The sequence below is a fragment of the Paenibacillus sp. FSL K6-2862 genome (assembly GCF_038005125.1).
Taxonomy (GTDB): domain Bacteria; phylum Bacillota; class Bacilli; order Paenibacillales; family Paenibacillaceae; genus Paenibacillus; species Paenibacillus illinoisensis_A.
Genome location: NZ_JBBOSN010000001.1, coordinates 533,034 through 555,368, shown reverse-complemented (window position 1 = coordinate 555,368; position 22,335 = coordinate 533,034). Strand labels below are relative to the sequence as shown.

The 22,335-nt window shown below is 48.8% G+C and carries 19 protein-coding genes; 5 read left to right on the top strand and 14 right to left on the bottom strand.

Translation table 11 applies throughout. The annotated features are described in order from the left end of the window. Positions 1-241: 241 nt before the first annotated feature. From MHB82_RS02635 to MHB82_RS02610, 6 genes are all read right to left on the bottom strand, one after another. Entirely contained in the window at positions 242-1,189 is a 948-nt protein-coding gene (locus tag MHB82_RS02635; protein WP_110756855.1) for an aminopeptidase, read from the bottom strand. Between the two features lie 116 nt (positions 1,190-1,305). Beyond that, complete coding sequence (locus MHB82_RS02630; protein ID WP_341173741.1) at positions 1,306-3,273, bottom strand: alpha/beta fold hydrolase; 1,968 nt, start codon at positions 3,271-3,273, stop codon at positions 1,306-1,308. A gap of 60 nt (positions 3,274-3,333) precedes the next feature. Continuing rightward, a complete protein-coding gene (locus tag MHB82_RS02625; protein ID WP_341173740.1) occupies positions 3,334-3,954 on the bottom strand; it encodes a TetR/AcrR family transcriptional regulator in 621 nt (206 codons plus the stop codon). A 408-nt stretch (positions 3,955-4,362) separates the two neighbouring features. After that, positions 4,363-5,664, bottom strand: a complete 1,302-nt coding sequence (locus MHB82_RS02620; protein ID WP_095361507.1) for an ABC transporter substrate-binding protein — start codon at positions 5,662-5,664, stop codon at positions 4,363-4,365. 612 nt (positions 5,665-6,276) lie between these two features. After that, complete coding sequence (locus MHB82_RS02615) at positions 6,277-7,113, bottom strand: carbohydrate ABC transporter permease (protein ID WP_095361508.1); 837 nt, start codon at positions 7,111-7,113, stop codon at positions 6,277-6,279. Next, positions 7,114-7,995 (bottom strand): carbohydrate ABC transporter permease, encoded by an 882-nt coding sequence (locus tag MHB82_RS02610; RefSeq protein WP_095361509.1) that lies wholly within the window; start codon positions 7,993-7,995, stop codon positions 7,114-7,116. It lies immediately after the preceding gene. A gap of 143 nt (positions 7,996-8,138) precedes the next feature. On the opposite strand from MHB82_RS02610, the gene MHB82_RS02605 reads away from it, so the two are divergent. From MHB82_RS02605 to MHB82_RS02595, 3 genes are read left to right on the top strand one after another with little or no spacing between them, the layout of a single operon-like run. Beyond that, positions 8,139-9,968 (top strand): sensor histidine kinase, encoded by a 1,830-nt coding sequence (locus tag MHB82_RS02605; RefSeq protein WP_341173739.1) that lies wholly within the window; start codon positions 8,139-8,141, stop codon positions 9,966-9,968. Between the two features lie 5 nt (positions 9,969-9,973). Then, complete coding sequence (locus MHB82_RS02600) at positions 9,974-11,608, top strand: response regulator (RefSeq protein ID WP_341173738.1); 1,635 nt, start codon at positions 9,974-9,976, stop codon at positions 11,606-11,608. A gap of 4 nt (positions 11,609-11,612) precedes the next feature. After that, complete coding sequence (locus tag MHB82_RS02595) at positions 11,613-12,098, top strand: AAA family ATPase (RefSeq protein WP_220039401.1); 486 nt, start codon at positions 11,613-11,615, stop codon at positions 12,096-12,098. 9 nt (positions 12,099-12,107) lie between these two features. On the opposite strand, the gene MHB82_RS02590 is transcribed toward MHB82_RS02595, so the two are convergent. After that, positions 12,108-13,055: an arsenic resistance protein gene (locus tag MHB82_RS02590; protein ID WP_181429692.1), complete on the bottom strand. Its 948-nt coding sequence runs from the start codon at positions 13,053-13,055 to the stop codon at positions 12,108-12,110. Positions 13,056-13,284: 229 nt separating this feature from the next. Here MHB82_RS02590 and MHB82_RS02585 point away from each other — a divergent pair, with 229 nt between their 5' ends. Continuing rightward, a complete protein-coding gene (locus tag MHB82_RS02585; RefSeq protein ID WP_110756845.1) occupies positions 13,285-14,043 on the top strand; it encodes a tryptophan-rich sensory protein in 759 nt (252 codons plus the stop codon). Positions 14,044-14,150: 107 nt separating this feature from the next. On the opposite strand, the gene MHB82_RS02580 is transcribed toward MHB82_RS02585, so the two are convergent. From MHB82_RS02580 to MHB82_RS02565, 4 genes are all read right to left on the bottom strand, one after another. Then, positions 14,151-14,525, bottom strand: a complete 375-nt coding sequence (locus MHB82_RS02580) for a RidA family protein (protein WP_095291831.1) — start codon at positions 14,523-14,525, stop codon at positions 14,151-14,153. 72 nt (positions 14,526-14,597) lie between these two features. Beyond that, positions 14,598-15,284 (bottom strand): oxidoreductase, encoded by a 687-nt coding sequence (locus MHB82_RS02575; RefSeq protein ID WP_258377571.1) that lies wholly within the window; start codon positions 15,282-15,284, stop codon positions 14,598-14,600. Between the two features lie 19 nt (positions 15,285-15,303). Continuing rightward, entirely contained in the window at positions 15,304-16,578 is a 1,275-nt protein-coding gene (locus tag MHB82_RS02570) for an MFS transporter (RefSeq protein WP_341173737.1), read from the bottom strand. Positions 16,579-16,669: 91 nt separating this feature from the next. Then, a complete protein-coding gene (locus MHB82_RS02565; RefSeq protein ID WP_110756837.1) occupies positions 16,670-18,085 on the bottom strand; it encodes a sensor histidine kinase in 1,416 nt (471 codons plus the stop codon). A 232-nt stretch (positions 18,086-18,317) separates the two neighbouring features. On the opposite strand from MHB82_RS02565, the gene MHB82_RS02560 reads away from it, so the two are divergent. Beyond that, on the top strand, positions 18,318-18,971 hold the full coding sequence (locus MHB82_RS02560; RefSeq protein ID WP_095361518.1) for a phosphatase PAP2 family protein: 654 nt from the start codon (positions 18,318-18,320) through the stop codon (positions 18,969-18,971). On the opposite strand, the gene MHB82_RS02555 is transcribed toward MHB82_RS02560, so the two are convergent. The 3 genes from MHB82_RS02555 to MHB82_RS02545 form a co-directional block, all read right to left on the bottom strand. Continuing rightward, on the bottom strand, positions 18,964-20,487 hold the full coding sequence (locus MHB82_RS02555; RefSeq protein WP_341173736.1) for an HD-GYP domain-containing protein: 1,524 nt from the start codon (positions 20,485-20,487) through the stop codon (positions 18,964-18,966). The two genes, MHB82_RS02560 and MHB82_RS02555, sit on opposite strands and share 8 nt — an antisense overlap. Positions 20,488-20,718: 231 nt before the next feature. Then, positions 20,719-21,702 carry an anti-sigma factor domain-containing protein gene (locus MHB82_RS02550; protein ID WP_341173735.1) on the bottom strand — a complete coding sequence of 328 codons (984 nt, stop codon included), beginning with the start codon at positions 21,700-21,702 and terminating at the stop codon, positions 20,719-20,721. Continuing rightward, positions 21,699-22,295 (bottom strand): RNA polymerase sigma factor, encoded by a 597-nt coding sequence (locus tag MHB82_RS02545; RefSeq protein WP_095361521.1) that lies wholly within the window; start codon positions 22,293-22,295, stop codon positions 21,699-21,701. Before MHB82_RS02545 ends, MHB82_RS02550 begins: the two co-directional genes overlap by 4 nt. Positions 22,296-22,335 lie beyond the last annotated feature (40 nt).

Here is a 22,335-nt window from a genome sequence, read left to right as displayed (position 1 = left end):
TCCAGATTGGTTAAATAGAGTGAAATTCACACGAAAAAGTTTAAGTTATACCCTATATGTGGATAAGTTGTGCACATATTGCACACAGTTTGTGGATAAATGGGCATGATTATGTGGATATACAACAATTTGATGTGGACATGTTGTGTACTTGTTTGTAAATCTCACGTAAAAGCTTAATCATCTACTTCATTTATCCCTCATTGTGGACACACTGTGGATTGCAGCAGTCTTTATTCGTTTAATTAACCAGTTCGCCTTGTCTCATAATCAATTTGTCATCAATATAGACATCAGGCTTCTGCACTACTGCATCGATATGCACTCCTGCCGCAATCGTCCCTCCGAAGGTATTGTTACTGCCAAAGGCAACGTGGATCGTTCCATACACCTTCTCATCTTCCAGAACGACTCCCGTAATTCGCGCCTTATTGTTGGTGCCAATACCAAATTCGCCGAGATAACGGCCATCCCCATCACCCAGCATCGTCAGCAGCTGTTGTCCATCCGGACCCTCAGCCGAGACCAGTCGGCCTTCTTCTACCTTCAAAGTCATCGGTTCACGGAGTGCTCCAATTCCCGCAACAGATCCATCTACGACAATGCTGCCTTCACCTATTCCTTCAAGCGGTGCAATATAGGCCTCCCCTGAAGGCAAATTGCCCGATTCACCAGGGTTCAAATACATCCCTGTGCTGGGTACTCCGCTTCGATCCTTGATGGAGAAGGACAGACTGTGCCCTTCCTTTTCGATCCGGACCTGGCTTCCCCCAGTTAATAAAGCCGTGACCTTCTCGGTCAGTGCCTTCACCTGCGGATATTCGGCTGTAATGGCACCATTCATGAACATATCCTCTGTCATGCCAGGCATGGTTGCGACACGTGTACCCGATGCAGCGGCCTGTTTCCGAGCCTGTGTATGGGTTAAGGAGTATCTTGTCACACATACGGCTACATCGGCTTGGATCATGGCTTGTGCAATTGGTGCAGGCGGTTCTTCCCCAGATCTGCTGCGTTCCGCCATAATCATCAGCACGGATTCCGCTCCAAGTGCTTTCCCCGCTTCATAAATGGATTCTGCGAGTTCCCTTTTGGCATCATCTGCCACAACCACGAGATTCTCTCCCTCACGCAGACCCAGACATTCGGTTAATACATTTTTACTAATTTCCACACGCTGCTGATTCATTTCACTAATCGCTCCTGTCATTGGTAGAACCCTTTGTACTTCTTTGCGCTTGAATTGACCCTTTGGGTAATCTGTTGGGGATCACGTACATTTCCACCTCGGACTGAAACCTGAAATCAATGTTTAGGTTCCGCCCATTTGACGAGAATCGCTGCCGTTTCCCGGTATTGAAAGACCGGAAAATAGTGCCCGTAAGGGACATCGACTCGTTTACATTGTGGATTCAAATCTCCAGGGTAGTGATATTCCGTATCTCTGCCAGCCCATACCACCAATGCACTATTGGCGAGGTCTGCCCGATTCCACGTGCTCCCCCCAAACGTCGAGGTGCTGCCTTTTATTTTGCCGGAGTAAATCCATCGTAGCAAGCCTGCATGCGCTCCTGCTATTCGGGGGGACTGCAGACTGGACCTGATTCTTCCAGCCAGTGCAGATGCCGTAATGCTTCCTTCAGCTTGAGTGCTGTGTGGATTTAACAGGTGCCGCCAGCTTTTTTCCGACCTCCGGCTGAGAAGGGTACGCATTATTCCTCTGGGCAAGCGGGAAATCCACCGCAGCATGTTTGGATTCGTATTGTGAGCGACGGGCTGAAGCAAAGCAAGACGGATATCTGTTCGTCCGCTGCGCTGCAACGCCTCAGATGCAATCGCAGCACCTATGGAATGGCCTACCAGCTTCATCGGACCTTCAAACTCGCCAATGGCTGTAACCAGTTCATCCACCTGACCCTCAAAGGCCTCCTCCCCTTGATGTACAGCCGAACGTCCGAACCCTGCCAGATCGACAAGCCAAACCGGATTCCCAGTCAGCTGATGGAGCACTTCTCCCAAAGGAAGCATCTCATCTGCACAATTCAGCATTCCATGCACGATCAGCCACGGTTCACCTTCGCCCTCCCAGCCAAGCGCTGCTAGGTCCCCTATCCGGGTTCGGGTCCAACCGGAAGAGAGATTTTTGTAAGGTTGAAGGCTCAGGCGATAATCCAGATCCGCCGTAACGGACGGAAGCTGCTCCCGGATGTCGGGCCATGTTTGACCCATGCGTTTAAATAAGTCTTCCGTCCCTTCCACATTCCATATTCTGTCTGTAACAAAGGAAACCGATTCCGCAGGGACACCGCTGATCCGCGCCCCTCCTGATCTCATTGCGAATTGCATCCAGGATAAGGGTACAGTCCATTTTGGCTTCGGCACGTCCAGCTGCTTCGCAAGAAGATGAAGAAGTTCCTTCATATTGGGACTGGTTTCCTTGCGTGCCAGAAGTGGATAGGTCCCGCCTGTTGGGAACGCCTCTTTGGTTAGGAAGACCAGAGTCCGCCCAACCACATCATTCTCCACTAACGGTAACCAATAAGACGAACCTCCAGGTACAACCGGCATAAGTCTTTTTTGCATCGCCTGGATGAGCAGCCCGATACCGCCAGTTTGCTCAGTCTCACCTGTAGGGCGCGGTCCAACGACTGTGCTTGGGTTTACAACAGAAAGTGGATACTGATTTTTTACAGCATGCTCACGGAGGTACAGATCGGCGTGGAACTTCATTTCTTCATATGCACTTTCATTCGGGGCCACATTGCCAGTGGGTATGGCTTCTCCTTTCTCATTACGCAGGCCATAGGGACTCATGAATCCAACGACGTGAATGAAATGCCTCAGACCTTTAATCTGCTGAATCTCTTCAGCCAGCCCGGCAACCTCTCGCGCTCCATTCATGAATATCCGTTCCGCCACTTTGCGCCCCAGGGTGACATCCATCGTTCCTCCAGCATGAATAATGACGTCTGCTTCCAGCACGCGCCTGCGATCTGCTTCAGTAAGACCGAGTCCCTCCACCGATAAGTCTCCTTGTACAAATGTAATTCTGCTGAAATCCGATATTCCGTATGAAGTCAGGCCTTGTCTGGCTTTGGATTCTGAACGGACAAGCAGCAGCAATTCCAGATTTTCATCGACCAGCTGCTTTACTGCCTCCTTGCCAATAAATCCGGTGCTACCTGTCATAAAAATAATGGATGCAGCCCTTGAGTCCACCTTATGGGTAAGCATCTGGTCAGTTGTTTTTAAGTATGTAGAATTTACGTTCATTATTCTTTCCTCCTAATTAGAACTATATAGTACTAGTAAAATCCAAAAAAAGAGCTTCGCTTAACGAAGCATCTGACAAAATGTACGTACGGATTGTTCTATAATCCCGGTATCCCGCGCGGTCTCAGCCAGAACCAGAGATCCTTCCAATGCAGCAACAAACAGCGAAGATACTGACCCTGCATCCATGCCTTCACGGAATTCTCCACTGTCCACTCCCTGCTGAAACAGCTTCTCAATCATGGGCTGCAATTCCCGGAAGAATCGGGAGATACTGGCCTTCACGTCGGGGGCACTTGCGGGTGTCTGCATATAGAGCGTTATAAAAGGACAACTGCCTTCGAAATTGCGCCCTTCAATGCCTGCCGATAACGTGGCTATAAACGAGTTAACGCGCTCTTCGACGCTTCTTTCCCGCTGACTGAGCAGTATATAGACCTGTGACTCATACTGGGCGATCCAATATTGTACCACTGCCTGAAGCAGTTCCTCCTTATTTTTAAAATGATAATAAATATTGGACTTGGACACCCCGCTTGCCCGCACAACTTCATCCATGCTGACATAGCTGTATCCCTGACGCAAAAATAACTGCGCTGCCACTTCGACCGCTTTGGTCCGGTTGACCGGATTGGCACTTCTCGGTTTGGTAGAACCTGAGCTTGATGTTTGATTTGTCATAGTTAGAACTATATAGTACTAGATACTTCGTTGCAAGTTTTCTTTTTTTGCAGAGTAGGACACGAGCCTGACTTATACACAGCTCTCATCCATATGTAGACACTTATGCTCAAAGGATATCCACATATAGTATCCAGTACTAGGCTAAGTTTTAGCTTACCTATTCATAATCATTGTTGTTATCCACAATCGAAATACAGATAGCCATGTTATCCTTTCAGGATGGTTCTCAAAATAAAAAAAAATAGGCCAACCAGAACGATATTCTGGCTGACCTATGGAATGAGTCATTGTAGTGAATTGTCGAACAGGATTAGATGGCCTGTGGATATTGTTTTCTGTGGATAACATTTAGTGATACTGGTCCATCTCCTATTCCACTTACGTATAAACGTCATTCTGAAATTTTTACTTTTTCAGACTGTCCCAGTTTTGCTGCAAAGCATCAAGCAATCCGGCTTTATCCGATTTGCCTGCCACATATGCTTGGATGGTGCTGCCGTATTCCTGCGGAACACCTTCCGGGAAGCGGTTGAAGTTCCAGCTTAACGTTTTGTTTTCCTGACTGTACTTCATGATCTCTGTCGCCAGATCGCCCAAATCCTCTTCCGAGGCCTGAATGGAGCTGAACGCCGGGATAAATTTGAACTCTTTGGTCATGTACTGTTTCCCGATATCCGATGTCACGAGCCATTCCAGGAATTCCTTCGCTTCCGGCTTCACTTGCGAGTTTTTGTTTACAACCCAATAGTTAGGTACACCTACAAACAATTTATCATTCGGTTCATTCGTAATTGGCATTGGCAGAATACCGAGATTCAGGTCGGGGTTAATTCCATCAATCTGCACTTGAGTCCAGTTCCCTTGCTGCATCATCGCTGCTTCCCCGCTTGCAAACAGGGTTACCTGTGTATTGTAGTCGGTAGTAAGCGGGTTTTTGTTGCTGTATTTCAGCGTTAAATCGAGCAGGTTCATCCAGTCTGTGAACACTTGGTTGCCCGGAATTTTCTCTGTACCTTCGTTAAGGCCTTGAATGAATTTTACCGGATCTGCCTGATTCGCAAATGCAACGTTTACGTTATGATTGCCAAGCACCCACCACTCCTGATATCCGTTCGAAAACGGTGTAATGCCGGCTGCCTGAAGTTTCTGAGCTGCCTGATCCAACTGTTCCAATGTTGTTGGAATTTCAGTAATGCCTGCCTTTTCAAAAAGGTCTTTGTTATAAATGAATCCGTAGCCTTCCAGTGCCAGCGGCTGTCCATAGAGTTTACCATCTTTGGTCATTGGCTCTTTGGCTACCTCAAGCACGTCCTTCGTCCAAGCTTCATTTGACAGGTCTTCCAGATATTCAAGCCAAGTGTCCAGTTCGCGGTATCCGCCAACGTTGAAAATGTCCGGCTGTTCGCCTGCGGCAAACTTGGCTTTCAGTGCTGCACCGTAGTCACTGCCGCCACCAACGGTCTGAATATCCAGCTTGATGCCTGGATGCGAGGATTCATACTCTGCCTTAAGGCGGTTAAGCGCTTCCGCAATTTCGACTTTGAATTGAAAGATTTTGATGGTTTTGTCCCCTGCAGCAGCCTCTCCTCCGCCCGTTTGAGCATCTGTATTCACCGGACTACCGCTTTTGTCCCCGTTGCCACAACCTGCGAGCATTACCGAAAAAGCAATCAGCATGAGCAACGTCAACTTTGTCATTCTTTTCATACATACACTCTCCCTATAGTAGTTTCTGTTTACCAAATTGTTGGTTTGATTCAGCCACATGGGCGCAGGCAGCTTCCAACGAACTGAGCGCATGCTATCTGTCTTTGTTTCTTCAGGTTTGCAGTTTAACGAATTATAGAGACGTTATTCCGGCAATTTTTGATTGCTGATGCTTGTTGATACCTAAATAACGTTACTGGAGTTCGTTAATCTTTGCATGCCCTGATTACTCACCTTTTAAGATGCGCTAGATTCTTAAGAACTTGATCTTGGTGTAATCCCTCATTTCTGCCAAAATGAAGTTCCCCTCTTACCCTTGCTTACCTCTTGGCCTTACTTATTCTAGCTCTACATCTTTTAGTTTTTGGCCCTTTCCTCCAGGAGTCAGGCCAGGCCATGCGGGCAAGACTCCTTTTGCCCCCCTCCATGCGAGGTGGAGCGTAGGGAGCATGATGCGCTGGAAAAGCGGAGCGTTCGCCTTTGATACTCGGTGGCTTCCTTCCCTAATTCAATCAGGCCACCGAGGAGCAACTGCGATTGAAAGCGCACATGAGACCGAAAGCAACCTTATCCCTCGCACTCCCATGATCCCTGAGCACCTCACCTTCGCTCCTACCCCTTAACTGATCCAGCAGTAATACCCTGAATAATGTACTTCTGCATCAGCAGGAAGAAGATAATGATTGGCATGATGCCCAGCACCAGAGCAGGCAGTGCCAGATCCCATTGCTTCGTATATTGACCGAATAGCGCAAAGGTCGCAATCGGGATCGTACGCAGGTTGGAGCTTTGCAAGATGAGGGACGGAAGCAGATAGTCATTCCAGATCCAGAGTGTGTTCAGGATAATGACCGTGACATACATCGGCTTCATCAGCGGGAATACAATCCGGAAGAACACCCCATATACGGAGCTGCCATCCACCCGGGCGGCTTCTTCAATCTCAACCGGGACCGATTTAACGAACCCGTGGAACAGGAACACCGACATGGGTGCACCAAATCCGAGATAACAGATGATTAATCCTCCCAGACTGTCGATCAGCCCAAGATTACTGGTTACCGTAACGAGCGGAATCATGATAGACTGGAACGGAATCACCATGGCGGCAATGAACATGCCGAACAGAATCCGGTTGAAGCGGGTATCACTGCGAACCATTCGGTATGCAGCCATCGAGCTGATCAGTACAAGCAGCAGGTTGCTGACTACTGTAACGATAAGTGAGTTCATCAGTGCCGAAGGGAAGTTGATTTTCTCCCAGGCGTTTGCATAGTTGCCCCATTGAAAGACTTCCGGCCATGCTGCCGAATTGGTAAGCAGGTCACCAAATGTTTTGACCGAATTGACAAACAGGAAGTAGAACGGAACCAGGAACAGTAGTCCAATCAGTACCATGATGATCTCGGTTATGATCGTACCGAAGCGATAGTTTTTCGTCGTTTCCATCTATGCCTCTACCTCCTTGCTCTTCGTCAGACGGACCTGAATCATCGTAATGATCGCAACGATTACGAAGAAAATGAGTGCTTTCGCCGTACCAATGCCGTAACGGTTGTTTACGAATGCCTCGTTGTAAATGTTGAGTGCAACGGACTCCGTTGATCCAAACGGTCCACCTTTGGTCAGTGACAGATTGAGATCAAACATTTTGAATGACCAGGAGATCGCCAGGAACAGACAGATCGTTACCCCAGGCATAATGAGCGGTAGAATGATGCTCCGCAGTACCTGCCAGCGGCTTGCTCCATCAATTTCAGCAGCTTCCAGCAGATCCGGCGACACATTGGTCAGGGACGAGATGTAGATGACCATCAGATAACCTGCGGTCTGCCAGACAAATACAATGACGATTCCCCAGAAGGCGGTCGGCTCGTCTCCCAGCCAAGGGAGGTTGAAGAAGGACCAGCCGGTCACGTCACCAACTGCTGAAAACCCTTTCACAAATATGAACTGCCAGATAAAGCCGAGCAACAGTCCACCAATCACGTTAGGCATAAAAAAGATCGTGCGCAGAATGTTTCTCGTCTTAAGCGGTTTGGTCAGGAAGTACGCCAGGAAAAAACCGATGATATTGGTTAATACTACACCGACCACCGTAAAACGTACCGTAAACCAGAACGCTGTTTGGAACTTGGGATCATTCGCAAAAATATGAAGAAAGTTGTCGAACCCTACCCAATTGATATTCTCTGACACCCCGTTCCAATCTGTAAAGGAGTAATACATTCCCAGCAGGAAAGGGACCACGATGATGAGAATAAAGAACACGATGGAGGGACCCACGAACACCAGCTGCTGTAACAGCTGCGAAGATTTGCGATGCTTCATATCGTTCTCCCCTTCTATAGATGGATGGAATTGGTCTCTTTTTCTATTAAACCCCAATATTCCGGTTGGAAACACTGACCCTCGTGAACAGTTGGGTGTAAAATATTGTCCTCTCTTATCCTGCAACCAGAAGGGGTGTCCCGATGTCAAAATACTACAGCATTCGCACCAAGTTAATCGCTTTCATGCTCATAGCCACCACACTTCCCCTGCTGGCTTCCATCAGCATGTCATTCATCCAGACCAAAACAGCCCTGCGCGAGCAGGCTGTTGCCGAGAACAAACGTCTCATCTATCAGGCATCCACCAACCTCAACAACTATGTGGATAATGTGGCCCGAGCATCACTTGCCGTATACAGTGACCCTAATTTCCTGCGTAATCTGGCAAAAATCCCTGGGGATTATCGCGCTGTAGCCGAGGTGTATACAACGCTGCAGACCATTCGCTCAGCTGTACCGGATGTGTTCCAGCTCTATTTGCACTCGTTTGCAGCCAATCAATCTACCTTAATTATGAGTCCTTTTCCAAAGCGGGAGGAACGCAAACAAGCCTATTCTGACGCCCTTCATGGAAAAACAGGTGGTGAGAGTCCGGATATATGGGTAGAATCAGCGCATATGAGTCATACTTACGGCTTCAAGGCGGCTTCCGCCGATGATCCTGCACGAACAGTAATTACATTACATCGTGTAATCAAGGATGTGCCCTCAACCGAGCGCCTGGGGGTACTCGCCATAGACCTGAACATGAATACCATTGCAGCCATCTGCAGTAGGCTGTACGATCCGGAGAAGGAACAAATCTATGTCGTGGATGGTCAGAATCAGATCATATACCAAGGTCGTTCTGAGATCAGTGGAACAGATCAATTAAGGCAGGAAGCATCCAGGGAGCTTGATGCAGCACGGACCGGAACGGGAACAAGCAGCACCGCTGCAGGACATTTTGAACAAGAGCATTCCATGTATGTCTATCAACAAATGGGAAGCACCTTCGCCGACTGGACGATCATCAAACAAATTCCGAATGAGACGCTATATGCCAGGGCTACCACACTGACATGGAATAATGCCATGATTGCCATTGCAGCGCTTGTACTCGTTATCGTGGCTACCCTGTTCATCTCGATCCGCATTACCGGACCACTCAAGCAATTAATGCGGTATATGAATCAGATTCAGGCGGGACGTCTGCATGTGGACATTCGGCTTAAGAGCCAGGATGAGATTGGAGTACTTGCGCGTCATTTCCGGGATATGATGGATACGGTAAACAATCTGATTTTGCGAGAATACCGACTGGAGATTGCCAACAAAACCAACCAGCTCAAAGCATTGCAGGCGCAGATCCATCCACATTTTCTATACAATACACTGCAATCCATAGGCACACTCGCCCTCCAGCATCAAGGGCAGCGGGTGTACGTACTCCTCTCTTCCCTCTCCAAAATGCTGCGTTACAGCATGCGGGACCAAACTCGTGTCACCCTGCGAGAGGAAGCCGAGCATGCAAGGTTGTATCTGGAACTTCAACAAGAGCGGTTTGGCGACCGCCTTGAGGTACAGCTTGATTTTGCCGAAGATACGTTACGCACCGAACTGCCGAGAATGACTCTGCAGCCATTGATTGAGAATTATTTCAAGCATGGTGCGGATGTTCAGCCGGGTAAAGGATTCATTCGCATAAGCAGTCGCAGGACATCTGACCACTGGATTGAAATTCAACTGGAGAATAACGGACCTCCCATACCCGAGGAGAAGTTGTCCGAGATTCAGGGATGGCTAAGTCTGATTCACACCTCTTCCGGACTTGCCGCTCAGGATTCTGACCCATCCGAATCCATCGGCCTACGGAATGTGATGCGCAGGCTCCAACTGAACTCGCCGCCGGAGCATACGGCTACGCTGGAGATCAGCAATCTGGAACCACACGGTGTCATGATTAAGCTCAACATTTACGCGGGGGAGTGAACAACATGAAAGCACTTATTGTTGATGATGAAAAGCACGTTCGCGACGCGATCCGGCTGCTTGGGCATTGGGATGACCTGGGGATAGATACCCTCCTCGAAGCCGCAGACGGCCATGAAGCGGCAGCAGCGATCTCAGCCCACCAACCGGAGATTGTTCTTAGTGACATGCGCATGCCCGGTCAGGATGGCATGGCCCTGCTCGAATGGATATCGGTTCACGCTCCGCAGAGCAAGGTACTGGTTATCAGTGGGTATGACGATTTTGAGCTTGTCCGGCATGCGATTCGCTACGGGGGCATGGATTATCTGCTCAAGCCCGTAGAAGCGGATGAGCTGAATGCTTCCCTATCCAAAGCCGTGAGCGCCTGGCAGGAAGAAGAATCCGCTCGTATGCAGGCAGCACGCCAGTCCATTGTGGTTAACCGCATGCGACCCCACTATCATGACAGGCTGCTGACAGAGCTTGTCGCTGGACGCGGCAATGGTCAAGCTCAAATTCAGCGGCTGAGGGATGAGCTGAATCTTCCGGTGAAGGCTGGAAATTGCAATATAGCTGTCACCAGCCTGTCCCATTTGGACGCAGAATGTCTGGCCAAATACCGCAGCCATCCCGATCTGCTTGTATTCTCTGTTCTGAATATTTGCGCCGAGATGTTATCCACACCTGAGGAAGGCGTAGCATTCCGCCACTTGGATCAGCCTGATGAGATCGTAATATTGCACTGGGGAAGCTGTACTGCTCTTCGCCCTTTGCTTGAGAAGATAAACGATGGATTGCAGCAAACCATTCAGCGCCGGCTTCACTTTGGTGTCTCCGCGTGCGAATCCTATCCTTCCGGAATCGCGGCTGCCTATCAGGAAGCCAGCCTTCGGTTATGGAGGCGCAATACGCTCCAGAACGCTCAAAGATTCCACGATTCTCTAGAGACTTCCTCAGGGAATAATAAAGGTTTACGTTTAAATGCTTATGAAGAATCCATGCGGCTTGCCTCAATGAGTGGGCGTGCTTCCAGTGTAACCACTGCTGTGGCAGAGTGGATCGAGCCCATAACGCAGCTTCAGATCATCTCCGCCGAACAGGTTCATCAGTGGATGGAAGAACTGGAATGGATCCTTGGGCGGTGGCTTGATGATGCGGCAGACTCTCCGCCAGCAAGCGATGAGGATGCAGTGGAGGAACTGTCTATCCCCTTTGCGGAATTACCACTGGACTCCGAAGGGCTGCTGTCCTTGCCACTGCTTCGGTCTCTGCTGGAACAGCGACTGCTGGCAGCGGGGAAAGCTCTTACTTTTCAACCCAATACCCATTCTGATCCGATGACCGATATTGCGCGTTACACAGATGCCCATTATCAAGAGGATCTGTCCCTGCAGCAGATCGCTGCACGGTTCTATCTCAGCCGAGAGTATATATCTCGCAAATTCAAACAGCAGTTCGGTTTGAACTGGTCCGAATATTTGGGGAAACTGCGAATCAACAATGCCAAACTGCTCCTCCAGAATCCTTCACTACGAATCGTAAAAATTTCAGAAATGGTTGGATACCAGGACGAGAAGTACTTCAGCAAAGTGTTTAAAAAGATGGAAGGCTTAACCCCCGGAGAATATCGTAAAACGTTAACGGAGGCGAATACCTAGTAAAATGAAAAGGCTGATTTTGATTACAGGAATGTCTGGTACGGGAAAGTCAACAGCTTTGGCCGAACTGGCCAGAAAAGGGTATCGTGTGGTGGACACCGATTATGGGGAATGGAGCGAGCACACAGATAGCACCGGTTGGTTATGGAATGAAGAACGGATCATGGCACTTCTTGCAGGGCATAACGAAGGAGCGCTATTTATTTCAGGTACAGTTTCTAACCAAGGCAAATTTTACTCCCTCTTTGATGCAATTGTCTTATTAAGTGCGCCACTTGAAGTTATCTTGGAACGAATATCTTCCCGTGAGAATAATCCTTACGGGAAGACCATGGCTGAACGAGAAGAAATTATTCATTATGTGCATACGGTAGAGCCACTGCTGCGTGCCGGATCTACGTTTGAGATCGACACGCGCAAATCCATAGAGGAAGTGACCGACGAGCTTGAGAGAATAGCTGCCTCACCTTGTAAGCGAAGCATAACCTAAATGATTATCTCATTTATCTTTAATGAAAAATGAAGGCACCCAACGAATGTAGATTAACTCTCCCGCTAATTCGACAATGGTTTGGGTTACGATGGCTGCAGCAGCAATTGTAGCCCATTCTTCCGGGAGTGCAAGCGCCAGCGGCAGCACGACGAGCGAATTGCGGGTGGCCGAGCTGAAGATCAGCGCACGTCCGGCACCGATGTCCAATCGGAACAGAAGCGCCACCAAGCGGGACAGAAATGGCATCAATATAAGAAAAGCCACGTAAATAGGAATTACATTCACAATAATGGAGAAGTCTGAATACACCTTGCCAATCTGCGATGAAACCACCACCATTAATGCTAGCGCCATCATCGGAACAGGCAGCCACGCTGCTGCATTCATTATCCGTTCTCCACCGGCTTTTTCCCTCGCCCACACTTGAGTAAGGATTGCGAGAATCAGTGGTATAACAATGAGAAACAGGAATGCTTCCACAAATGGCCCCACCTTCATCAGCTGGGCCGTCTCCTTCCCGATCAGTAACCACAAATACAAAGGCAGTAACAGCATCTGCACCACAAACAAGATTGGCGTTACAGCCAGCATAAGCTTTTCATTCCCACGTCCAAGCTGGGTAAAAACAATGACATAATCGATGCACGGGGTTAACAAAACCAGATACACACCGATGAGAACCGCAGGCGATTGCGGGAATATCCACGTTAGCAACGATACAATCACAGGTACAACGATAAAATTGGCTGTTAGAACAGCGCCGATAAACCTGAGGTTGGATAACGATTGTTTTAACTGCAAAAAAGGAATCTGTGAAAACATGCTGTATAGCAAAATGGCCAGCACGGGTGACACTGAGTAATGCAAAGCAGATCCCCACTCAGCGTTTCCCAGGCCAATGGCTGCACCAATGAGCAGTGCTGCAACATAGAACCAGGTTTGCTGCTTTTCCATCGTCTCTCTCGTAAGCAAACTTCAACCTCCTTATTTGAAGCATATTCCTTTTTCATTAAGCGTACATTGGACAGAGCATGATTCAGCCTGTGAAGGAAATACAGGTTATCCTGTCATGAATCCTGTGAATTTTTTGCGGCTCCTAATTAGAATGTGGAAGAATTGGGTATATTCATTGTAGACTGACCCGCGGTTCATTTATTCTTTTGTAAACCAAGGAGGATGTACAATGTCTCGTAACAATCCGTACAAATGGTTAAATGCGATTGGCTTTATCGCAGTTATCGTTGTAAACTACCTGTCGAATTCTCTACCCATCGGCGGGAGGACCAACAAGGAAGTATCCGATATGTATCCCGTGCTGCTTACACCTTCAGGGTACGCCTTCTCCATCTGGGGATTGATCTATCTGCTGCTTGCAGGCTTCGTGATCTATCAGTTTCTTCCGTCATCGTTTAAAAGGGATTCCATCACCCGGCTCGGTTACTGGTTTCTAGCAAGCTGCGTCTTTAACGTAGCTTGGATCTTCGCTTTTCAAAATCTTCAGACAGGCCTCGCCCTGCTTATTATTGTATTGCTTCTGCTGTGCCTGATCATGCTGTATCTCAAAACACGTGCCATCACCCTCCCAACAACAGCGGAGATTTGGCTGGTTAAACTGCCATTCAGCATCTATCTTGGATGGGTTAGTGTCGCGACCATTATAAATGCGGCTGTTCTATTATACAAAATCGGCTGGGATGGTTTCGGTATCAGCGAACCTACCTGGACGATCATCATGCTGATTGTAGGTCTTGTGCTGGCTGTACTGGTGAGCTTCCCTTATCGGGACAGCATCTACCCTCTTGTCTTTACATGGGCATACATTGCCATCGCCCTTAAACAGAAGGATGTTTCCTCTGTCTATTATACGGCGATTATCCTTGCAATCTTGCTTGCGATCTATGCCGTATATCTCTTCTTCGCCCGTAACCAAGACCGTGATTAAGTGGAAAGAGTCCATTGTAAACGTCGTTGAAAAAAAGCCGATTCCGGTCAACTCATTCGGAATCGGCTTTTTATGTATTGTAACACTCAGAAAAGGGTGTTCCCGTTCTATTTCAGAGCGATAACTTCGATCTCCACAAGCGCATCCTTCGGCAAACGAGCTACTTCAACCGCACTACGTGCCGGGTAAGGCTGTTCGAAAAATGTGCTGTATACCTCATTCACAGGAACAAAATCGTTCATGTCTTTCAGGAATACAGTCGTTTTTACGACTTTATCCATGCTTGTGCCTGCCGCTTCCAAAATTGCTTTTACGTTACTTAAGGACAAGCGGGTCTGTTCCTGAACATCTGCGCCAAACTCTCCCGTTTGGGGATTCAGGCCAAGCTGACCGGATGTGTAGACAAAGTCACCTGCAGCAACAGCCTGGCTGTATGGACCGATAGCACCTGGAGCCTGATCTGTAGAAATTGGTTTTTTCATGGGCTGGTTCTCCTTCATGTTCTCAAGTTTTGAAGCCTATTATATCATGATCTTCTCTTGGCAAGAAACATCTCAGGAATTCTCTGTTCCAAGTGCATGAATCACTTCATTGGAGTAGACATGGTTGCCTTTGGCCCTGACAAGCGCAATATTAATCATAGCCCTGGCGATGGTTGAAGCATGTACCGCACGGTATTTGGCAGCTTTCCCCTTCATCCAGCGATCCATGAACGTCATCAGGTGGGCGGCAAGCTGTTCCCCAACACGTTTTTCACCGCGGTCACCCAAGATCAGAGATGGTCTGAAGATATGCAAAGAGCGGAAGCCAACCGAGGATAGAGCTTGCTCCATCTCCCCTTTGGTTCGACTATAAAACACTCGCGAGGCCGCATTCGCCCCCATGGAGGAAATCACCAGCATCTGGGACACCCCTTGCTCATTCGCAAGTTTGGCCGCCTCTATCGGATAGTGAAGATCGACCTTGCGGAAATTTTCCTGACTGCCTGCTTTTTTGATCGTCGTGCCCAAACAGCAGTATAAGTCATCCATATGGTGAAACAAATCCTTGACGTCCCCCAGTTGATCCCAATCCACCACATATTGTTCAAGCTTGGGATGCTCAAGTTCCAGTCGCTTCCTGACCAGAATACGAACTAATCCATATTCGGGTTGCCGAAGCAAACGATGGACGAGCAAGCTGCCCACCAGACCTGTGGCCCCGATCACAACGGCCTTTCGCCCGCTAATTTCCATACTCATCCCTCCATTTCACCTGTGATTACGATTTCAGAAGCACCCGGCGTCCCAGCGTAAAAGCAAGAAGCAGCATGGCGACACCAATACCTACCTGAAACCCATAGGCAGCCATCCAATTTAGCGTCTCCGGCCATTCTTCCATTTTCTCATACAACCAACCGCCAATCAGCGGTCCGAGGAACGACGTTACCCCCGTTAAGGCTGAATAAACGGCGACGAACATCGGTCTTTCACTTTTAGGTGTATCTCCAATCGTAAAGTTGAAGGCCAGCTGATTAAAGCCTCCGACACCAATACCCAAAAAGATATGAGACAAAAAGAGCGCTACCAATACGGGCATGAACGACATCAAACCCCAGGATAAACAGGAGAGTGCGATGATCGGCAATGTCCAAAATAATAAAGTTTTGTTGCTGAATCGTGCGTTCAGATTACCCCAAATATAGAATCCGGCCATCATGACGATGGTCTGTACTACCGTAATGAGAGAAACCATCTGATAATTAATGTTAAGCAAGTCAAGCATTACATACGAATACAGCGGAACAATCAGAGTCTGAATCCATAACCAAACCGCCAGAAATAGGGCAGCCTTCAGAAAAGACCGATCCTGAAACGGCTTCTTCAGCATCCGCCAGAAAACCGTCTCGGTCGAACGTTCAAAGGGAACATCCGGATAAAAGAAATAAATAACGATATTCGCTATCGCACAGATCCATACCGGAATAAACAGAATCAGGAACCCCATCTCGCCCGGAAAACGGTCCAAAACGATACCTCCCACAAACAAACATACGCTTCCAAGTGCATTCAGGATTGTATTCCGAATGCCGAAATAACGTCCCCTCACTTTGGCATGTACGATGTCCCCAATCAGAGAGGTCCAGATCATGCCCCCGATGGTATTGGATATGAATGCAACCGTGTACATTCCAATGTAAACGCCTACCCACCACTCTTTGGGGAAGAGGAAGGGTATTAATCCGGTGGCGCTCCACAGTATGCGGTGTACCCCAACGAATAACAGCAGCATGCGTTTCCGGCTGCGAATACGCTGCATCCAGAAGGCTGCTCCAATCTGGGCAATATTCACAAACGTGGTTATGGCGAGTACAAAACCAATGTGTCTTGACCCGGCCCCAAGATACAGCAGAAATCCCGTTAAGAATGGTCCACCCAGCAATGTTTGCAATATAATTGCCGGTACACCCTCCCATGTTGCGATCGATAAGTTGATGCGTTGTGTCGAACCCTTGCGACGTTTGCCAGCAAACGAGGGAGGGTTAACTTTGACCATCTTCTGTATGGGGATACACTCCTTAGACCGGGTTTTGACTGCCGGCCGATGCTAGTTATCACCACAAATTCTACTCACAGCAAGATGGTTGTCAACTCATTTTTTCATGGTTTAGAGGAAGGTAAAGCCGGAAGGTACTTCCCTTGCCTTCAACACTTTCAAGCTGGATTGATCCGTCCAGCAAACGCGCCAAATCCCGGCTGATGGACAGGCCAAGTCCTGTGCCGCCAAATTTGCGGCTGATCGACCCATCTGCTTGCTGGAAAGCTTCGAAAATGGAGTGGTGCTTATCTGCAGGAATGCCGATTCCCGTGTCTTTAACCGAGAAGACCAGCCATTTCCCCGAACGTTCAGGCTCGTCCCACTGTTCGGTGCTCACCGTCAAATGTACAGCTCCTTTATGCGTAAACTTGATAGCATTGGACATCAGATTACGCAAAATTTGCTGCACGCGCTGTGGGTCAGACCACATTGTGTCTGGTGCGTCAGGCGATTTCTCCATCAGCAGTTGAATTCCTTTTTTCTCAGCCACCAACTGGAAGTGACTCATTACGTCTTCAACGAGCTGCGACACACTAATATCCTCATATACGATATCAAGCCGCCCAGCCTCCACTTTTGACAAATCCAAAATATCGTTAATCAACGTAAGCAGTTCCTGGCCGGATTGGTCTATCATCGCTGCAAACCGAGCAATATCCTCCTGGTCCATCGTTTCGCTGTTTTCACTAATCATCTGGGCAAAGTTAATCACACTGTTGAGCGGTGTACGCAGCTCATGCGACATGTTGGCGAGAAATTCAGACTTGTACTGCGAAGCCAGCATCAACTGCTTGGCGCGCTCTTCCAGTACAATTTTGGCGCTCTGCAGCTCTTCCTTCTGCACAGACAATAAGCGGTTGGTACGTTGAATAAGCAGAATTCGATTCCGTTCATTCTGGAAGTCCCGCAGGATAAAAGCAAAAATAAGACTAAGTAAAATACCGGTAGGAAGCGTGTAGGGCATAATATGGGAGAAAAAATACGCTGGAGGAACGACACCAAGCAGGGCAATATTGATGCTGTTGACGACATTGACGATGACAATAACCAGCACACCCTTGATAATGAGTCTGTAATCACTGCGTCTCATCCATATATTTAACCCAGCACATACCACTCCAAGGATGGTCATGATACCCAGACCCGCGAGCGTAGCTTCATTAATACCAAAGGTCAATCGGGTCAAGCCGATCCCGGCACCAATAATAATTAAACTATAGGACTGCCTGAAAGTCAGAACAGCAATGATTAATGGAACAAACCGGAGATCAAAAATCACTTCATCGGTTAACTGAAAGCCAAATACCGTACTAATCCAACCTGCGAAAATAAGAACCAGTACAGAGCTCCATTGTTTAAATCTGGAGGATGCACGTATCACAATGTATTTATAGAACACACTAGCCAGATAGGCTATGGTGATGAGCATCCCCATATTTAATACGAACATCTTAGAAAATTGCATTCACTCACTCCTGTTGCCCCGATTTGTTCGTAGACACACCATTTGTCCGTATGTACTTCTATCATATCATGCCCATACAGCCTTCGACATTCTTGGCACGTCAAAAAAATACACAAAAATACACAAATTCGGATTCAATTTGTGCTCGAAACATAGTAGAATATAGTGTTGTTTAATTTATCGCTGTGATCCACTTCCTTGACGGATTTGGATTGAAAGGAGAAACGTTGTAGTGCAAACGTTAAAAAGCAAATCCTACTGGCTGTCATTAAGCTTGATGCTTTCTCTGGCTGTCATGGGACTGTTATATGATGTTCTTAACAGCCCTGAGCGCGGATTCGCAGTGCTCAATTCACCGATCGATCGGCTCATTCCTTTCGTACCCGGAATGTCCCTTCCTTATCTGGGCTGGTACCCGTTTGTGTTCGGTGTATTGGCATACCTATGTGCCAAAGACAGACTTACCTATTATCGCGTACTGCTGTCCATGAACATCTGCGTCTGGATCTGTTATCTGATTTATTTCAACTTTCAGACCAGTGTTCCTAGACCAGAAATCACAGGTACGGGCCTCGGCGCATCCGTCCTGGGATGGCTCTATAGCCAGGATCGCCCTTATAATTGCTTCCCAAGCATTCATGCACTTCATTCCTATCTTGTTATGCGAGCAGTCCTCTCGGTGCAGAGCATTCGCCGTTATGTCAAACTACTCGTAGCAGCTGGGGCAACACTAATTGTTCTATCTACCCTGCTGATTAAGCAGCATGTGATCTATGATGCTCTGGGCGCAATCATCCTTGGTGAGTGCATCTTCACCATTATTACCGGACTGTCCTTATACCGGCGGCGCCGGAAAGATTCAAAGTGGACCGAGGGGATCAACTGACCCCTCGCTCCGAAGAACCGTGGAGATGCTCTTTCCTTCTCCACTCTTCTATAAACAAGCCTGCAAAATAAGGGTCCCATTGGGTCCCTTTTCCTTCTTCCAGGATAGATAGCGCTTTCTCATGACTCATGCCGTTACGATATGGACGATCCGAGGTCATGGCATCAAAGGCATCCGCAACGGCAATAATCCGCCCGAAGAGCGGAATTTCGAGGCCTGCTTTGCCATCCGGATACCCTTTTCCATCGTAACGTTCATGATGAGACCGCACACCCGGCAAAAAATCAGCCATTGCATCCATCGGTTCGATCTGTAATAAAATGCTCTCGCCCAATACCGGGTGGGTCTGAATGATTGCGAATTCTTCCTCACTGAGTTTCCCGTCCTTGAGCAAAACCTCATCAGGCACTCCGATTTTACCAATATCATGAAGAAGGGCAGATTTGTACAGCAAATCTGCTTGCTCCTCACTCATACCACTCAGTTTGCCGATCATGAGTGAATACTCGGCCACCCGCATGGAATGTCCGGCCGTATACTTATCCCTCGCATCCAGTGCAGCAGCCAGCGTGGAAAAATAACTCTGCAGCAGCTGCCGATTACGTTCCTGCCTCATCTCCAGCCGATTAATCATCATATTAAACCCGGAAATAAGTGCCGAAAATTCATCCGCATAAAGGTCGGGTGCTCTTCTGCCCAGGTCCCCTTCCTGAATTCGGTTCATCTCTTTTGTTAATTCTGCGACCGGATCACGCACATCCCGGATCAGCAACCAGCTGCCTACCAGGGCAAAGCCCGCCCCCAACACAACAACGATGATTCCCCACAGGATATACTCTTTCGCAAATTCCTGATCCATATACTGAAGCCTGATAAACGTAGCTAGGAAAAATAAACACAATGGAAATAGTCCAATGAGGGCTGTGCTCAGCTGAAATTTCCGTTGAATGGATACCAGCACACGTCCTCCCAATGACGGCTCGGTGCCATATTGCTGTTTACCTCGGCGGCGCGCCTCCATCAGAAGTGGTCTGATCGCCCGAACGGTCAGAAAATATTCAATTAACGCATGCATGATGGCAATCAACATGGCACAGGCCGCTGCTACAGCAACATAGTTTGTTGGGAAGTCCAACCAACCCACTGCAAGCATCCATAGGGTTAACCCGGCAGCTGGCAATGAAAATCCCAGCAGATGTGGTCCCATGATCCGGTAAATGGTTCGCCCCGGAAAATGGTGAATAACCTCATACATTTGGCTCAATTCAGCCCGCTCGTGATGCTCCCCAGCGAAAAATTGTCTAATTGGTCTAAGCTGAACCCGGAAAGCAATGCCTTCGGCAACGAGCATAAACAAAAGGGAAATGAACACAATCAGAATCAAACGCACATATTCAACATTTGGTATTTGCAGCGTAGAGACCATCACCACAGTACCAACAACAAATACGGCTGCGAGTGAACCTACCAGATAATTGCGCACCAGACGAAAGATAAATGAACGGTATACCTCCACCCAAACCCCTCACTCTCTATGTGCAACCAGTTCTCCCGATAATGTAAGGGGGAGATTCAGGGCATTGCCTTTATTTTTTATCGGTCAAGCCGCGTCAAAAAATTAATGATCTTCACAATCATTCATCTCCGGCATATTACACTATGTGCATATCTCCATTTGTAGTCATGCTCCCAGCAAAAAAAAGACTGTTTCCCGTAGGAAACAGCCTCGTATCATCACTTGTTCTATTTATCCTTCAATCTTAGCAGCCAGAATCATCGTCCCCCGAGGTTGGTCACCCATCGCATCCGGTTCCAGAGTAATGGCAACTGTGTCATAGTCATTGACTGAATCCAAAGTATAGTACACAGCACCCATGCCATCATGGCTTAGGAACGTTCCGGCATTCTGAGGCGTATCTCCCTTGATCAACCATACCTGGAATGCTTCGTTCCCTTCCAGATCAGGCAGGTTTTCTGCCTGCACAACCAGATGTGTACCCTTATCGTCGATGACGATGGTCGCCAGTCCATTCGCCACGATGTCCTGTGCTGCAGGGCTAAGCTTCACGGCCTCGCCCATGCGCACGGAGCGCGAAGGCTCCTGCACAGCCGCAAGCTGTTGCTGCAGCTTTTCATTCTGCGCCTGTGCCTGTGCGAGCTGCTCCTGTGCAGCTGATGAGCCTGCCGCTTGCTGCGTGAGTGCATCGATTCGGCTCTGCAGCTGCGCAGCGTAGATGCCGAGCACCAGCGCCGCCGCAGCAAGGCCGGCGCTGGCCACGCGCCAGGCGCGGCTGCTGCGTGCACGCGCGCGCCCTTGCGGCTGCCACGGCTGTGCCTGTGCAGCCTCTTCTGCCCGGGCTGTGGGCACCGCCGTGTTCGGCGGTATGCCTGGCCCGGGCTGCGCCGCATCTGCATGCTGCGGCGCCGGGATTGCCTGAAGCACCGCGGGTGCTTCAGGTTCCGCAGGAGCAGCCGCCGTCTTCGGCTCGGCGCTCTCCTGCGCGTGGCCGAGCACGTTGCCCAGCACACGTGCCCGCATACCCGGCGGCGGGGCAACTGGTTCCGCCGCGTGTGGCAGGAAGCCGATAACTTCCTGCAATTCCTTCACTTCCTGGCGGCATGCTTCACACGTAGCCATATGTGCCTCAAATGCTTCCACTTCCTCGGCTTCCAGTCCGCCCAGCACATACATCGGTGCCAGATCAGACCACTCTTCATGTCGTTCTATCATAGATGTATGCCCTCCCTTCCCGCGTCTGGCTGCAATTCAGTATCGGCTAGCAGCTTCTGAAGCTGCTTCATTGCTAACCTGACCCGGCTCTTGACCGTACCCAGCGGTATCCCGAATCGGCTGGATACTTCCTGCTGCGTTAATCCCCCGTAATATATAGATTCAATAACCTGCTGCTGATCGCGATTCAATTGGGACAAGGCTTCCCTGATTCGGGTCCCTTCCCACTTCCGTTCCACTTCTTGTTCCGTATTGGTTTGTTCATCGGCATACGCTGCCAGAGATTCGTTCTCTAACGCTGTTGTCGCGGCACCTTTCGATTTGCGCCTCAGCATATCCACTGCAATGTTTCGCGTAATGGCAAACATCCATGTGGTTAGCTTCCCCTGGGAGGCCTCGTATCGTTCTGCGTTATTCCAGACCCGCAGGAACAGTTCCTGTACCGTTTCTTCTGCCGTCATTGGATCACCTACGATCCGGTAGGCAAACGAATACACTGCCCGCTCATAGCGGTCATATAAAAGCTCCAGTGCAGATGCATCCCTCTCTGCGATCTGTTGCATTAACCTGCTGTCCTCCATTGATTCAGTCATGCGAGGGCCCCTTTCTTGATCTCCCTCAACATTATAACCT

What these genes read in the sequence shown, in the direction of transcription:
- MHB82_RS02635 (WP_110756855.1), bottom strand. Translation starts at nt 1,189, where the DNA reads ATGAATCAGCAGCGTGTGGAAATTAGTAAAAATGTATTAACCGAATGT.
- MHB82_RS02630 (WP_341173741.1), bottom strand. Translation starts at nt 3,273, where the DNA reads ATGAACGTAAATTCTACATACTTAAAAACAACTGACCAGATGCTTACC.
- MHB82_RS02625 (WP_341173740.1), bottom strand. Translation starts at nt 3,954, where the DNA reads ATGACAAATCAAACATCAAGCTCAGGTTCTACCAAACCGAGAAGTGCC.
- MHB82_RS02620 (WP_095361507.1), bottom strand. Translation starts at nt 5,664, where the DNA reads ATGAAAAGAATGACAAAGTTGACGTTGCTCATGCTGATTGCTTTTTCG.
- MHB82_RS02615 (WP_095361508.1), bottom strand. Translation starts at nt 7,113, where the DNA reads ATGGAAACGACGAAAAACTATCGCTTCGGTACGATCATAACCGAGATC.
- MHB82_RS02610 (WP_095361509.1), bottom strand. Translation starts at nt 7,995, where the DNA reads ATGAAGCATCGCAAATCTTCGCAGCTGTTACAGCAGCTGGTGTTCGTG.
- MHB82_RS02605 (WP_341173739.1), top strand. Translation starts at nt 8,139, where the DNA reads ATGTCAAAATACTACAGCATTCGCACCAAGTTAATCGCTTTCATGCTC.
- MHB82_RS02600 (WP_341173738.1), top strand. Translation starts at nt 9,974, where the DNA reads ATGAAAGCACTTATTGTTGATGATGAAAAGCACGTTCGCGACGCGATC.
- MHB82_RS02595 (WP_220039401.1), top strand. Translation starts at nt 11,613, where the DNA reads ATGAAAAGGCTGATTTTGATTACAGGAATGTCTGGTACGGGAAAGTCA.
- MHB82_RS02590 (WP_181429692.1), bottom strand. Translation starts at nt 13,055, where the DNA reads ATGGAAAAGCAGCAAACCTGGTTCTATGTTGCAGCACTGCTCATTGGT.
- MHB82_RS02585 (WP_110756845.1), top strand. Translation starts at nt 13,285, where the DNA reads ATGTCTCGTAACAATCCGTACAAATGGTTAAATGCGATTGGCTTTATC.
- MHB82_RS02580 (WP_095291831.1), bottom strand. Translation starts at nt 14,525, where the DNA reads ATGAAAAAACCAATTTCTACAGATCAGGCTCCAGGTGCTATCGGTCCA.
- MHB82_RS02575 (WP_258377571.1), bottom strand. Translation starts at nt 15,284, where the DNA reads ATGAGTATGGAAATTAGCGGGCGAAAGGCCGTTGTGATCGGGGCCACA.
- MHB82_RS02570 (WP_341173737.1), bottom strand. Translation starts at nt 16,578, where the DNA reads ATGGTCAAAGTTAACCCTCCCTCGTTTGCTGGCAAACGTCGCAAGGGT.
- MHB82_RS02565 (WP_110756837.1), bottom strand. Translation starts at nt 18,085, where the DNA reads ATGCAATTTTCTAAGATGTTCGTATTAAATATGGGGATGCTCATCACC.
- MHB82_RS02550 (WP_341173735.1), bottom strand. Translation starts at nt 21,702, where the DNA reads ATGATAGAACGACATGAAGAGTGGTCTGATCTGGCACCGATGTATGTG.
- MHB82_RS02545 (WP_095361521.1), bottom strand. Translation starts at nt 22,295, where the DNA reads ATGACTGAATCAATGGAGGACAGCAGGTTAATGCAACAGATCGCAGAG.